The following is a 12,784-nucleotide window of genomic DNA, read 5'->3' on the forward strand; positions in this document are numbered from 1 at the left end:
CATACCCTCGGCGGCCGCCTCATCTTCCACGTCTTCGCCGCGCTGCCTGCGGAACGGTTCACACCGCCGAGCGGGCCTCTTCTGGGATCGGTGTGTGGCGATCCGGATGCGCGCACGTCGGCCGCAGAAACCTGAGCCTCACAGGATGGGAACCGGCTCAGCCCAGGTCCGGGTGAGGGACGTAGCGGTCCGGGTGGAGCAGGGCGCGGGCGGCGTCGTCGGCCATGAGCGTGTCCATGTCCTGGATGCGCCAGCCCGCCCCGATGAGCAGCGGCAGGACCGGGTTCGTGCCGGGAACCGCGATCCGCCCTGACGGCGCGCCGATGGCAGCGAGGGCGCCGAGCACGGCGGCGGTCCCGTCCTCGGGCGTCGTCCCACCCGCCGGACCGATCAGGACGTCGTCGGCGGTGCGGCGGGCGAAGGCGTAGCCGTGACCCGTCGTGTGGACGGTGACCCCGGGTACGTCCGCATACCAGGCGAGCGTCTCCTCGCGAAAGCCACCGCAGACACGGGCGTCCAGGGACGCGACCTCTGCGGGTGTGGCGGGCTCGACCACAGGGGCGGCCAGGCTCGCAGCCGGGCTCGCAGCAGGGCCGGTCAGGTAGAGCAGTGGGGTCCAGGGGCACAGGCCGTGGCGGACATACAGGGCCAGGGCACGGTGGTCGGACGAGGCGAAGGTGACCCGCGGACCGTCCCCGTCCAGGAGCGTCGCGAGAAGGGCGCGGCCCAGCCCGGAGGACTGGTGTTCCGACAGCACGAACAGGTCGCCCAGGTGCGTCATGGACCCGCGCCGCAACGTGCCGCCGAAGCCGAGCGCCCTGCCATTCCCGTCCGCTTCGGCCTCGCCGGGGCGGAACAGGAGTGTTCCGAACCAGCGCTCCGCATCGAGGAAGTCGGGGGCCGCGGGCCAGTCGCCCAGCAGGCCGAAACGTCGCGCAACCCGCCGTACGGCGGGCATATCCGCCTCGGTCGCGGCCTTGACCATCGTCCCTCCCCGCCTCACCTTACGGCGCGCCCGCCGGCACCGCCGCCACAGCGTACTCCAGTGATCGTCGCCCGTCAGGGGCAGCCCTCCGGCAGGGCGTCGTGGAGGCAGGTTGTCCCGCGCCACGCTGCCGAGCTCGATCCGGTGCGGCTGCGCGGCCGGCTCACCGCTGATCTCAGCTGAAGCAGCTAACCGCCCAGCCGGATGATGCCGCGAGAAGCGGCGACCGTCACCGCGGCGGTGCGGTCGTCCACGCCAAGCTTGGCGAAGATGTGCAGCAGGTGGGTCTTGACCGTGGCCTCGCTGATGCACAGGTGGGCGGCGATGGCCTTGTTGCTCATCCCCTGGGCAACAGCGCCGAGGACCTCGACCTCCCGGCCGCTGAGGGCATCGGGGGCATCGGCACGCGCCCACGACAACACTCGGGTCGCGATCGTCGGCGACAGGGCGCTCTCCCCTCGCGCCGCCGCCCGGATCGCGTCGAACAGCTGCTGACGGCCGGTGTCCTTGAGCAGGTAGCCGATGGCTCCCGCGTCGATGGCGCGTGAGATGTCGCCATCGGTGTCGTAAGTGGTCAAGACGATCACCTTGGCGCCTGGGTCGTGTCCGCGGATCCGGCTGATCGCCGTCGCGCCGTCGAGCTCGGGCAGCTGCAGGTCCATCAGGGTGACGTCGGGCCGCAAGTCGCGCGCCAGCCGCACCGCATCTGCGCCGGAGACCGCTTCGCCAACCACCTCCAGATCGTCCTGGGTGCCCAGCATCGCCCGGATGCCGTCGCGGACCACCGGGTGGTCGTCGGCGATCAGGACCCGGACGGTCATCGCGCCCCGCTCAGCGCCACCGCTGGCAGGCTGGCCACCACTGTGGCGCCCGCACCCGGAGCACTTTCCACGAGCAGCGTGCCGCCGAGCTGCTCCATCCTCTCCCGCATGATCGAAAGGCCGTGTCCGGAGGCGGCCCGCCCGGGATCGAAACCGTCGCCATCGTCGTGGACATCGAGCACGACCAGGTCCTCCATATACGACAGGGTCAGCGTGACCTGCTCGGCGCGGGCATGGCGGCGAACGTTGGCGACCGCCTCCTGCGCCACGCGCAGCAGCTCTGCCTGGACCTGGGCTTCGAGCGGCCGGAGCTTGCCGGTGATCACGGTGTGCGCGTTGATGCCGGTCTCATCCGACAGCCGGCCGGACAGCCGCTGCAGGGCCTCCGATAGGCCGCACTCGTCGAGTTGGCCGGGGCGCAGCGCTCTCACCACCCGGCGGCTTTCGGCCAAATTCTCCCGTGCCGCCCGCAGCGCCTGGGTCAGGTGCTTGTTGTCCGGCAGGGTCGCCTGGGCCGCCTCCAGCAACATCGCCACGCTGGCGAACCCCTGGGTCAGGCTGTCGTGGATGTCGCGGGCCAGCCGCTGCCGCTCGGCCGCCACGCCCGCCTGCCGTTCGGCCACCGCCCGCGCCTCCTGCGCGGCCTGCAGCCGGTCGAGGAGCCGCTTGCGCTCGGCGCTCTGCCGGGACACCGAGCTGAAGTACCCGACCGCGGTGGCCGCGCTGATCGCGATCAACGCGGCGATGACGATCTCGGCCCAGGTGATTGACCCGGTCTCGTGGAAACGATGCCACAGCCAGCCCCCGGCACATGACACCACCGCGACCAGCCCGACCCGTACGGCGTCCATGCAGTACGGCACGAGCACGCTCAGCGCGACCACCAGGAAGGAGGAATCGATGGCGAACAGCCCCAGCCAGAGCAACCCACCGCCGAGCATGTATGGCATGGGCACGTCATCCGGGGGCGGCGTGCGCAGCACGAACCACACCGCATACCAAGCGGCCAGCCCGGCCACCAGCACCACCGGGAGCACCTGGCCCGCCTCCGTCAGGGGTCCAGCCGAGGTCAGCACCAGCCATGAGGCGAAGAAGGCGTGCTGCCACCGGCGCCGCGACCGCTCCCAGGACTCCACACCGCCGACGATAATCAACCATCCGTCCGTTCGGCATCAACCAGTCGACTGATCACGTAATCGGCATTCCGCTCGATGCGGGCGCCGCCGTACCGGAACCAGACTCGACGGCGTGACCGCCATCCCCAGCCCGACCCAAGCCGTCTGGCACCTCGGCCCGCTCCCGATCCGCGCCTACGCCCTGCTGATGCTGCTCGCCGTCCTCGTCGGCATCTGGGTGACCCAGCGCCGCTGGGTCGCTCGCGGCGGCGAGCCTGGCGCGGTCGGGGACATCGCCACCTGGGCCGTGCCGCTCGGCCTGGTCGGTGCCCGGCTCTACCACGTGGCCACCGACTGGCAGCAGTACTTCGGCCCCGGCAACGACCCACTGCGCGCGTTCGCGATTTGGCAGGGCGGGATCAGCATCTGGGGCGCCGTCGCGGGCGGCGCGGTGGGCGCGTGGCTGGCCTGCCGCCGGCGCGGCATCGCGCTGCGCGACTTCGCCGACGCCGTCGCACCCGGGATCGCGCTCGGGCAGGCGATCGCCCGCTGGGGCAACTGGTTCAACCAGGAGCTGTACGGCAGGCCGACAACCCTGCCCTGGGCGCTGGAGATCGACCCCGCCCATCGGCCACCCGGTATGGAATCCACTGCCACCTACCATCCGACCTTCCTCTACGAGTCGCTGTGGAACCTGGGTGTGGCCGGGTTCACCATCTGGGCCGAACGGCGGTTCCGGCTCGACCGCGGCCGGACATTCGCGCTCTACGCCGCCGCCTACACCGCCGGTCGCGCCTGGATCGAATGGCTCCGCATCGACCCCACCCACCACATCCTCGGTCTGCGCCTCAACGACTGGACCGCCCTGCTCGCCTTTACGGCTGCGGTCACATATCTCACCGCCACGCGAAAGGTCGCTCCAGCGGATCGGCCAGGCGGCGGGCTTCCTCATGGACATGCGTGACGGAACGAAGCGTCACATGGGGGTGGTCGGCCAGCCCGCCGCCTGTCGTCTCCAGGAACCACCGTCCTTCGGGCGACACCGGATTCAAGGCAGGTCCCCATCGGCATGCCGCTCAAGCCAGGCGACAATGTGCTCCGCGTAGCTTTCGCCACGTGTCAGCGGTTCGCCGCCCAGCTCAAGGACCGCGACGAGGTGGTCGACGCCGAAGGTCCTTTCCCAGACACGGGCACGCCGGTAGGTCTCGCTGCTGACGGCTTGGCGGAGGTTGTCCCAGCCGTGCCATCCCATGAAGGCGGCGTCGATCGCCGGATCGAACAGGTGAGCCCGGTCCCAATCAAGGACGCCGATCAACTTACCGTCCTCACTCCAATGGACGTTGTCACCAATGAGATCGCCATGGACGAGGCAATCCGGGACCGGCTCCAGGGCCAGCGCCGCCTCCAAGCGTCGTCGGCCTTCGTCACGCCACTTCTCGGGAAAGCGGGGAATGACCTCCTCGGCCAAAATGCCGGCCCAGCTGTCGCGGCCCTCGTACTTCCGCGGCGCGGCCAGCACGGCCCGCAGGTCCGAAGTGACAGGAAGTTCGCGCAAAGCCCGGAGCAGCTCGTCGATCTTCGCCGGATCGCCCTGGCCTTCGGGCAATCCGGTGCCGTCGATCCACGACACGGCAACAGCCGCGCGCTCCCCAAACATCGTCACCGGTGTCAGTGGCTCGGGCACCGCGAACGGCAGCCCGCAACCCGCGATCAGCCGCAGCACTGCGGTACGGCGTGGCAGAGCCTCAGCGCCTGACGGGCGTCGACTGATCCGCACAGCCGCGACACCAGGCAGCAAAACGACGTCATGGACCCCACCTCGAGCGAACCTTGCCGCATCGATCGAGGCACCAGGCATGAGTGCCTCGGCGATCTCCAATAGGTCGGCGGATACCCGGTCACTCATAAGTTGGCCACTTCCTACAGCTCGGACGGGGAACGGTGGTCGCCCGTGCCGTGCGGCCATCGATCAATTGTCGCCCTGGCCACGGGATTCGGATCCCGATCATAGACATCCTCACCTGCGCCTACCGCACGTCTCCTTCGCCGGCACCCGCCCCACCGCCGACTTCGCGAGGTCGGCCGCAGCGTGCGCACCGTCGCCCTGCTTCGGTACCCGGCCGACCCGCCCCGCATCATTACCGGCATAGCTGCCGACAACTCCGTGGCCGTGGCGGTAGCCACACCTCGGCCGCGGGTTAGAGGGTGTTGCTGAACTCTTGATCTCGGACACCACCGTCCCCGGGATGAATGGAAGGCATGAGAGAGGGCCGGGGACGTGGGTGCGGTGGTCGTGGCCCTGAGGGTCCTGGTGCTCATGCTGAGGGTTGAGCCAGTGTGGTGGCATGCCGGTGACGGACGGGCGGTGTTGCCCGGCCTGTGGGACTCGTCTGCCTGGGTGGATGCGGCGGGACGCGGTGTTCTGCTCGGATGCGTGCCGTGCTCGGCAGCGGTGGTTGTTGCTGAGGATCCGGACCAGGGTTGGGGTGATTCAGAACGCCTCACCGGAGCGGACGATCGCTTGTCCGGAGTGCTCGCGGTCGTGGCTGGAGGGTGTGGATCATCCGGTGGGCACGATCTATTGCTCTCCGCGTTGCCGGACTGCCGGCTGGCGGCGTCGCAGAGGCGGTGAGAACAGCGTCACGGTGACGGTGTTCTCTTCGGATCGTTGATTGCAAATTGTCCTCATATGGCCGGGCGGAGATAGGTCTGTAACCAGGGCATTGTCACCGATTGTGTGCGGGTGGAGACTTCGCGCTAGCACTCGTAGAAGGGTGCTCGGACGCGAGGAGGGGCGCGATGACCACCATGATCGGGAAGGTGACGCAGGAGCGGTACGAGCAGTTGGTCGCCGACGGGCTGGAGCAGCTCGCCGTCCAGGGACGAACACAGCTTCTGCTGGGCGATCTCGCCCTGGAGATCGAGCCGATCAGCCAGCGAGGCGGGTCGCACGCCGGCCCGGGCGAGGAGCCGTTCGGCGTCCGGCAGACGCTGGCCTAGTACGCCGAAGACCTGGACATGCCGCTGGCCACCCTGCTCGACAACCGGTGGGTGGCCTCGCGCTGGCCCAAGGAGCGCCGCCAGCATGGCGTGTCCTACGTCGTGCACAAGGCGCTGGCCGCGATCGCGGACGAGGACGTGCGCTTCGCCAAGATCCTCGACCCGCCCTGGCACGAGAAGTCCAAGACCCACCGGTGGACGCAGGACGCCGCCAAGCGGGAGGTCGGCCAGCGGGTCAACCACCCCACCACCGTTCAGGAGAAGGTCAACAAGGTCCACGACCTGCTGGAGGATGAGCAGGTCGCGGCCCGGGTGGCGACCGATCTGCTGCGCCAGCCGCAGGTGGTGTCAGAGGTCGTCGAGGACCAGACCGCGATGCACCTGGTCAACCGGGCCCAAGTCGACCGTTCCCATCGAATCGCGGCGCAGCGGCTGGAGGCCGTGCCCCAGCCGACCAGGCAGGCAATCCAGCAGGCGCGGGAACAGGTGCGCCACAACCGGGAGTACGTCGACCTGGTCGGCGCTTGCGCCACGTTCGTGGCGGCGGCCGGCCGGATCGTGCCGACGCTGCGCGGGCATTCCTTCACCGAGGAGGAGCGTGAGCGGGTGCACGCCAACCTGGCACGCGTGCGCGGCGCGACGGAATGGATCGGCCAGGCGATCGATACCGGCGACCTGTCCTTGGATGAGGGCCTGGCCGCGCTGCTGCGGGGCGAGTGAGCCCGTGATGGCCTCCTCCACGCCAGGACGGGGGCAGCGAGGCAGACTGCCGACGAACGTGTGTGGTGAGCGAGTGCGGATGGCGCTGATGGAAGCGCGTCCGGCCGGTCTGACCACCCGGCAGTTGGTTGCCGCGACCGGGATGAGCCCTTACCAGGTCCGCAAGGGCATCTTGTGGATCAAGGAAGTGGCCGCGCGCGAGCATCTGACCCCGCTCGTCTATACCGCGAAGGGCGGCTACCGGTTTCCCGCCGATTCCGCCGACTGGGTGGCCTACGAGAAAGCGCAGTTCGCTGCCGCGCTGACCCGGATCAGCCGGCTACTCGACGGCACGATCACTCCGCACGCCATGAAGTACCCCGACGACAGGTGGGCCCGCTTCGTCCTGGCCCAGGCCACCAGCCTGCAGTCCACGCTGGACATGCTGACCAACGGTCATGCGCCGGTTGGAGGCTGAGTGATGCGCCCGCGACGCTACCCCTCCGACACCAGTGCCGCCGAGTGGGCGCTGTTGGAGCGGCTTCTCCCGGTCCCGGCCTGTCACACTCCCACCGGCGGCAGGCCGGAAAAGCATCACCGCCGTGACGTGGTGGATGCGATTCGTTATCTGGTGGCCAACGGGTGCACCTGGCGAGCGATCCCGTCCGACTTCCCACCGTGGGCCACGATTTACGGGCACTTCGCGCGCTGGGCGCGGCAGGGGGTGGTCAGCCAGATCCGGGACCAGCTGCGCCGCGCGATCCGGCTGCGCAAGGGCCGCTGTCCTAGTGCGGTCACCCTCATCGTCGACTCGCAGTCGGTGAAGGGATCGGAAACGGTCAGCAAGGCCACTCGCGGCTTTGACCCGGCAAAACGCATCAATGGGAGGAAGCGACATCTTGTGGTCGATCCGGATGGGCTTCAGGTGATGGTGATGGTCATCCCGGCCGACACCCCCGACCGGGACTGCGCCCGCGAGCTGCTGTTCCGGCTGCGCCTGACCCATCCCGAGATCACCCTGGTCTGGGCCGACTCCGCCTACGCGGGATCGCTGATCGAGTGGGCGCGCACCTTCTTGGACCTCACCGTCAAGGTGGTTTCCCGGCCGCGCGGCGCCCAGGGCTTTGTCGTGCTGGCCAAACGCTGGGTGGTGGAGCGCAGCCTGTCGTGGGTGCTGCGCGCCCGCCGCAATATCCGCGACCATGAACGGCTGCCGCAGCACAGCGAAATCATGATCACCTGGTCGGCGATCATCCAGATGACGCGCCGCCTCACCCGCAGCTCCCGCGCCAGGACCTCCTGGGGAAGGGTTTCGTGACCGCGCCGGTGCGGGCTAACCTGTCTCACAACCCAGCAAACGAGACAGCCTGATCCGCAGCCATGCGACCACGAAACCCCTTTGGTGAGCGTCCTCATGGGATCTCGAACCGAGCAGTGCCTGAACTGCGAGGCGCCGCTGCCCCCTCCAGCGGACCGCCGCGAAGGACGGCCCCGCAAGTACTGCTCAGACGCCTGTCGGTGGGCTTTCGGCCGCACGCGCGCCAGACGCTGGCGCCCCCTTACCCAGCGCCACCAACGCCAGGACGACACCCGCAAGCAGCGCCGTCACATCCGCGACCAGGCCGAACGCCTCGCACAGGCAGCCGGGAAGCTTGCCCTGGACCTGCACGCCGAAGACCTCGCCCCGCCCACTCAGCAGACCGGCTGGAAGCCTGGGCCCATCGCCGGCTACACCGCCGCCGCCCTGCCCCTGCTCGCCCAGGCCCGCGCCGTCCTGGCCGCCGCCGTCGCCGCCGACCGAGCGACCGGCGCCACCTGGGACGAGATCGCTGCCGTTCTGGATGTCAGCCCCGACACCGCCGCCCGCCGCTACCAAGCCTGACCGCACCCCCGTGAACGCAACCGACGACAGCTGCGGCACCTGGACGTTCATCACCCACCACGCCCGCGTGCTGATCGCGATCGCTCGCGCTCCAGAGGCACGGATCCGCGACATCGCTGTCACGCTGGGCATCACTGGCTATGTACGTGAGTTGCGGAGGCGTTTGTTGCTGGGGCAGGGAAGGCGGCTTCGTGTGGTGAGGGGTGATGTCGCCGAGTTTTGACGGCAGTGGGGTTCTTGCGGTGGGAGAGTCGGTGTGCTTCTCGCGTTTGGGGGCCCCATGCGCATATCGGCGACCAAGGTCGAGCTGTATACGGGGATTCGCAACGTTTGCCCTGTCCGCTACCGGCACCTCGGGGCGATGTCCCCCGTCGATATGTCCGCGCGTTCGGGGGCACGGCCAGCGCGGCCAACGCGACCCCGAGCCGTCGTTCCGTCGCGAGGGAGCGGCCAACGTGCCAGGATAAATCACGTCAAGCCGTAACTCGCGTGGGCCGGTATCGCAGGGCGACCGCCCCCGACCGGAACTCACGGCGGTCCACGGGCTCGAGCTGGATGCGCTCGCGCAGACCGGCGAGCAACGTCGGCCCGTGTCCGGCAAGGACCGGCTGCACAAGGAACTCGTACTCGTCGATCAGTCCCAGATCTGCCAACGCCAGGGGGAGCGTCACGCCACCCACCCACAGGCCCTCGCCTGACTCCTGCTTGAGCCGCTGAACCGCTTGCCCGAAGTCGCCTCGCACCAGCTCGGCATTCCAATCGACCGCGCTCAGCGTGCTCGACACGACGTACTTCTTCGCCCGGTCGATGGTCTCGGCGAACGGGATCTGCCACTCATCCATCCAGTCAGGCCACGTGTCCGTGGCCGGCTTCCGCCACGCCGACTCCATCATCTCGTAGGTCACCCGGCCGAATAGCAGGGCATCGGCTCGCTCCATCTCAGCGGTCCAGTAACGCATCGACTCCTCGTCCGGGGGGAGCCCTGCCTCGTGATGGCAGCAGCCGTCGAGCGTGACGTTGATCGAGTATCGAAGTGGTCTCATCTCGTTGCTCTCCCTTGATGCGCGCAGCGCGTTTTCACCGGACGTCTACTTAGACGACTGTCGGCGCCATTTCTCATCGGCGCCCGATCCCACCTGCTCAACACCGTCGTGATGCGAACCAGACCGCAGACCGAGCGCGCGACCGATTCGGGCGCTCGGGGCGTTCAGGTTCGCAACGGGTCTCGAAGCGCCCTGCGAGACCTACTGCCCCTCCACGACATCCTCGCCAAACAGCCACCGCCCGGCCACCCAGACAGCCCGGAGTGACGTCAAAACTCACCGACATTGATCAAGGAATCGGCCCCCAACCGCCTCCCGAAGTCAGCGACAAACGCCTCCCGAAGAACCCAACACAGCCAGCATCACCGAAGGCAGGGTTCAGGCCATCGTGACCGACCTGCAGCAGGCGGGCTTTCTCACACGTGAGCGCGTTGGTCGGCGCAACCGCTATGAACTTCATCTTGACCAGCACTTTCACGAGGCTGGGCTGCCCGTCGGTCTGCTGATCGCCATCTTCACCAGGCACGACTTGGGACCGCACTCGGACCGCCGTCCTCAGCCGAATAGCCGCGTCGGAGTCACCAGGTGGCACATCGCTCGCATGATCAACAGCGACGGCGAGGTTCAGCAACACCCTCTTAGCCTGGTAGCCCGAGAGCGTGGCGGCGGGCGTCGATGCCATCGAGCATGCGCTGCAACCCGTACTCGAAGACCGTGTCCAGGTCGAAGTCGAACCGTTCCTGCACGACGTAGCCGAGCCCGGGATGACCGGCGGACTGTGCCCACCGCCGCAGGCCGCCGTCCTGGAGGCGCATCCAGTTGTCCGCCGACATCCCGGTGTCCTCCTCTGCCTGTGTCTCCGCGAGACGGACCAGCGCCATGCCGCGCACGTGCCCGAACAGGTTGATGTGCGCGCACAGCATGTCGTGCGCGTCCAAGCCCATCGCGCGCAGCGTGCTGAGCGACCACTCGGCGATCGGCAACACGTTGGGCATGAGCTGCGGGCGGCTCAGCGAGAACACCTCGGCGGCCCACGGGTGGCGGCTGAAGACCGTCCAGAACAGGTGTGCGGCCGCATCGAGGCGTCGCCGCCAGGCGGCCATCGGGATCTCGGGCAGCCGGGCGCCGGCGAACACGCTGTCCGCCATCCGCAGCGTCAGGTCACTCCTGTTCGGGACGTGGCGGTAGAGCGCCATCGTGGAGACGCCCAGGCAGACGGCCACCCGCCGCATCGTGACGAGCGGCAGCCCATCGGTGTCGGCAATCCGCACGGCGGCCTCGACGATCTCGCGCTGGGTCAGCCCGGCGCGCCGGGCCCGTTCGCCGGTAGCCGGGCGGGCCGTCCCGGCTGCCCGCTCGTCCCGCCGCCGCACGATGGTCCCGCTGCCGGGGATCGTCTCGACCAGGCCCGCCGCGCGCAGGGCGCCAATCACCTTGGTGGCGGTGGCCATCGCGACACCCCAGTCCCGGACGATCCGCCTGGTGGACGGCACCGGCCGGCCTTCAGCCAGCCGCCCGCTCCGGATGTCGCCGGCGATCTCGTCGGCAATGCGCAGGTAGAGCGCCCGGTCTGCCATGACCCTCCAGGTGTACTAGTTCGGTCGGCCAATCGACATCTTGCCGTACTACCCCCTGTGCTGCGGCGACGTGCGAAGTGCACTACCTTGCGGGTGCACTGCATGGCCCGGATCCGACACTGCTGCGTACATTGTAAGCACCGCTCGGGCGGGTCCTGAGCGACGAGAGAGACGAGAGCACCATGTCTGATCTGGCCACCCGGGTGGTGACATCGGCGGATGGCACACCCATCGAGTACCTCAGCGCGGGGCACGGGCCCCACGTCATCGTGGTCCCTGGAGCGCTCGCGGTGGCGTCCGACCTCACCGCCTTCGCCGGGCTCCTGGCGGCCCGGCACACCGTGCACGTCGTGCAACGGCGCGGCCGTAGTGGCAGCGGCCCGCAGGGCGACCGGTACGGCATCGCGCGGGAGTGCGAGGACATCGAGGCCGTACGCACGCAAACCGGCGCGCGACTGATCTTCGGGCACAGCTTCGGTGGGCTGGTGGCCCTGCGAGCCGCGTGCGGCAACCCGGCGTTCGACGCGGTCGCCGTCTACGAGCCCGGAGTGTCGGTCGGCGGGTCGATCCCGGTCGACTGGATCGATCGAGCGCGCCGCGAGATCTCCGAGGGCGCGGACTTCGAGGCATTTATCACCTTCGTCCGCGGGGTCAACCCGGATCAGACGGGACGAGTTCCACGCCGGCTTCTCCGGATCATCCTGCGGCACGCGATCCCCCGCGCCGAGATGCGGCAGAACCTCGCGCTCATGCCCCAGGCGATCAGCGAGCACGTCGAGGTGGGGCGGTTCGACGGCCGACTGGCCGACTACCGCGAGATCGCCGCAGCCACCCTGATCACGCGCGGCAAGGGGCGTGACACCGGCCGGCAGGCGGTCGCCCTCGCCCGGCTGGCCGCGACGATTCCCCGCTCCGAGACCGCGACCTTCCATACGCTCGACCACTTCGCGCCAGAGAAGAAGCCTGGCGAGATCGCGGATGTGGTCCTGCGGTTCTTCGCCGCGCACGCCCCGGCCGGGCGTCCAGATCGGGGGATGACCCATGGGTCGTGAACGCACTATGCCGGCCGGACACGGCGGAGCTTGCCCGGGTTGAGGAGGCGCCTCAGTGTGGATGAAGGGTCATCGCCGAGGGCGGCCCAGGCGCCGGCCGCGGGCCCGGGCGGGGAGCCGGTGCTGCCGGAGTTGGTCTGCCGATCCGCGAAGCCGATGCAGGAGCTCCGGCTGAGCCCGACCGCGCGATCCCCAGTCCCGGTAAATACGTTGCGGGGTCCGAAACGGGCGGGGCATGCTGGGTCGATCGAGCGGCGGAGAGCGCTGCCTGGACTAAGGAGGGCTGACGGATGGCCATCACTGTGCTGCGGCATGTCCGCATCAGTCCCACATCTTTGTTCAGGAGCACACCCGTTGTCTTCCGAGTACGAACTCTCTGATACCTACTCCGACCTCGACTCCCGCTGGTCCGATTTCACCGGTGACGAGTCCCAGCCAGATCCGGCCGCAGCCTTCGTCTTCGAGTTCCATTCGGTCGACGAGGAGCTGGGCCCGGATCAGCGGTGGTCCACCTGGCTGGAGGTCGAGCGCGGTTCTCGCGGCCCGGAACCACGCCCCTCGTGGGTCGTCACGGAACAGGCTGCGATCGATACTGAGCTCGGCGTCCTCA

14 protein-coding genes and 2 pseudogenes are annotated in these 12,784 nt (G+C 68.9%); 9 read left to right on the top strand and 7 right to left on the bottom strand.

Features of this window, described 5'->3' with window-relative positions:
* Positions 1–157: 157 nt before the first annotated feature.
* The 3 genes from AB0C16_RS31155 to AB0C16_RS31165 all read right to left on the bottom strand — a co-directional run bounded on the left by AB0C16_RS31155 (position 158) and on the right by AB0C16_RS31165 (position 2,942).
* The gene (locus AB0C16_RS31155) at positions 158–985 is read right to left on the bottom strand and encodes a GNAT family N-acetyltransferase (RefSeq protein ID WP_357688069.1); all 828 of its coding nucleotides are present in this window, start codon (positions 983–985) and stop codon (positions 158–160) included.
* 188 nt (positions 986–1,173) lie between these two features.
* On the bottom strand, positions 1,174–1,806 hold the full coding sequence (locus AB0C16_RS31160; RefSeq protein WP_357688071.1) for a response regulator transcription factor: 633 nt from the start codon (positions 1,804–1,806) through the stop codon (positions 1,174–1,176).
* Positions 1,803–2,942: a sensor histidine kinase gene (locus AB0C16_RS31165; RefSeq protein ID WP_357688073.1), complete on the bottom strand. Its 1,140-nt coding sequence runs from the start codon at positions 2,940–2,942 to the stop codon at positions 1,803–1,805. Before AB0C16_RS31165 ends, AB0C16_RS31160 begins: the two co-directional genes overlap by 4 nt.
* Positions 2,943–3,054: 112 nt before the next feature.
* Here AB0C16_RS31165 and lgt point away from each other — a divergent pair, with 112 nt between their 5' ends.
* Positions 3,055–3,885 carry a prolipoprotein diacylglyceryl transferase gene (lgt, locus tag AB0C16_RS31170; RefSeq protein WP_357688075.1) on the top strand — a complete coding sequence of 277 codons (831 nt, stop codon included), beginning with the start codon at positions 3,055–3,057 and terminating at the stop codon, positions 3,883–3,885.
* Positions 3,886–3,969: 84 nt separating this feature from the next.
* On the opposite strand, the gene AB0C16_RS31175 is transcribed toward lgt, so the two are convergent.
* Positions 3,970–4,887 carry an aminoglycoside phosphotransferase family protein gene (locus AB0C16_RS31175; RefSeq protein WP_357688077.1) on the bottom strand — a complete coding sequence of 306 codons (918 nt, stop codon included), beginning with the start codon at positions 4,885–4,887 and terminating at the stop codon, positions 3,970–3,972.
* An 833-nt stretch (positions 4,888–5,720) separates the two neighbouring features.
* Between AB0C16_RS31175 and AB0C16_RS31180 the strand changes: the two genes are divergently transcribed.
* From AB0C16_RS31180 to AB0C16_RS31205, 6 genes and pseudogenes are all read left to right on the top strand, one after another.
* Positions 5,721–5,921 carry a hypothetical protein gene (locus AB0C16_RS31180; protein ID WP_357688079.1) on the top strand — a complete coding sequence of 67 codons (201 nt, stop codon included), beginning with the start codon at positions 5,721–5,723 and terminating at the stop codon, positions 5,919–5,921.
* A gap of 18 nt (positions 5,922–5,939) precedes the next feature.
* Positions 5,940–6,641: a DUF6192 family protein gene (locus AB0C16_RS31185; protein ID WP_357688081.1), complete on the top strand. Its 702-nt coding sequence runs from the start codon at positions 5,940–5,942 to the stop codon at positions 6,639–6,641.
* A 79-nt stretch (positions 6,642–6,720) separates the two neighbouring features.
* Positions 6,721–7,098, top strand: a complete 378-nt coding sequence (locus tag AB0C16_RS31190; RefSeq protein WP_357688083.1) for a hypothetical protein — start codon at positions 6,721–6,723, stop codon at positions 7,096–7,098.
* Between the two features lie 3 nt (positions 7,099–7,101).
* Positions 7,102–7,902 (top strand): annotated as a pseudogene (locus AB0C16_RS31195) (IS5 family transposase); the annotation flags it as partial.
* A gap of 132 nt (positions 7,903–8,034) precedes the next feature.
* Entirely contained in the window at positions 8,035–8,502 is a 468-nt protein-coding gene (locus AB0C16_RS31200) for a hypothetical protein (RefSeq protein WP_357688084.1), read from the top strand.
* A gap of 10 nt (positions 8,503–8,512) precedes the next feature.
* Complete coding sequence (locus AB0C16_RS31205) at positions 8,513–8,725, top strand: hypothetical protein (RefSeq protein ID WP_355394890.1); 213 nt, start codon at positions 8,513–8,515, stop codon at positions 8,723–8,725.
* A 250-nt stretch (positions 8,726–8,975) separates the two neighbouring features.
* Here the strand turns inward: AB0C16_RS31205 and AB0C16_RS31210 are convergent, their stop codons facing one another.
* The 3 genes from AB0C16_RS31210 to AB0C16_RS31220 form a co-directional block, all read right to left on the bottom strand.
* Positions 8,976–9,545: a dihydrofolate reductase family protein gene (locus AB0C16_RS31210; RefSeq protein ID WP_030925166.1), complete on the bottom strand. Its 570-nt coding sequence runs from the start codon at positions 9,543–9,545 to the stop codon at positions 8,976–8,978.
* A 289-nt stretch (positions 9,546–9,834) separates the two neighbouring features.
* Positions 9,835–10,179 carry a hypothetical protein gene (locus AB0C16_RS31215; protein ID WP_357688086.1) on the bottom strand — a complete coding sequence of 115 codons (345 nt, stop codon included), beginning with the start codon at positions 10,177–10,179 and terminating at the stop codon, positions 9,835–9,837.
* A gap of 4 nt (positions 10,180–10,183) precedes the next feature.
* Positions 10,184–11,122, bottom strand: coding sequence for a TetR/AcrR family transcriptional regulator C-terminal domain-containing protein (locus AB0C16_RS31220; RefSeq protein ID WP_357688088.1), 939 nt, complete (start codon positions 11,120–11,122; stop codon positions 10,184–10,186).
* A 182-nt stretch (positions 11,123–11,304) separates the two neighbouring features.
* On the opposite strand from AB0C16_RS31220, the gene AB0C16_RS31225 reads away from it, so the two are divergent.
* Both AB0C16_RS31225 and AB0C16_RS31230 read left to right on the top strand, forming a co-directional pair.
* Positions 11,305–12,174: an alpha/beta hydrolase gene (locus AB0C16_RS31225; protein WP_357688090.1), complete on the top strand. Its 870-nt coding sequence runs from the start codon at positions 11,305–11,307 to the stop codon at positions 12,172–12,174.
* A gap of 354 nt (positions 12,175–12,528) precedes the next feature.
* Positions 12,529–12,784 (top strand): annotated as a pseudogene (locus AB0C16_RS31230) (hypothetical protein); the annotation flags it as partial.

The sequence above is a fragment of the Nonomuraea sp. NPDC048916 genome (genome assembly GCF_040649575.1).
Lineage (GTDB): Bacteria > Actinomycetota > Actinomycetes > Streptosporangiales > Streptosporangiaceae > Nonomuraea.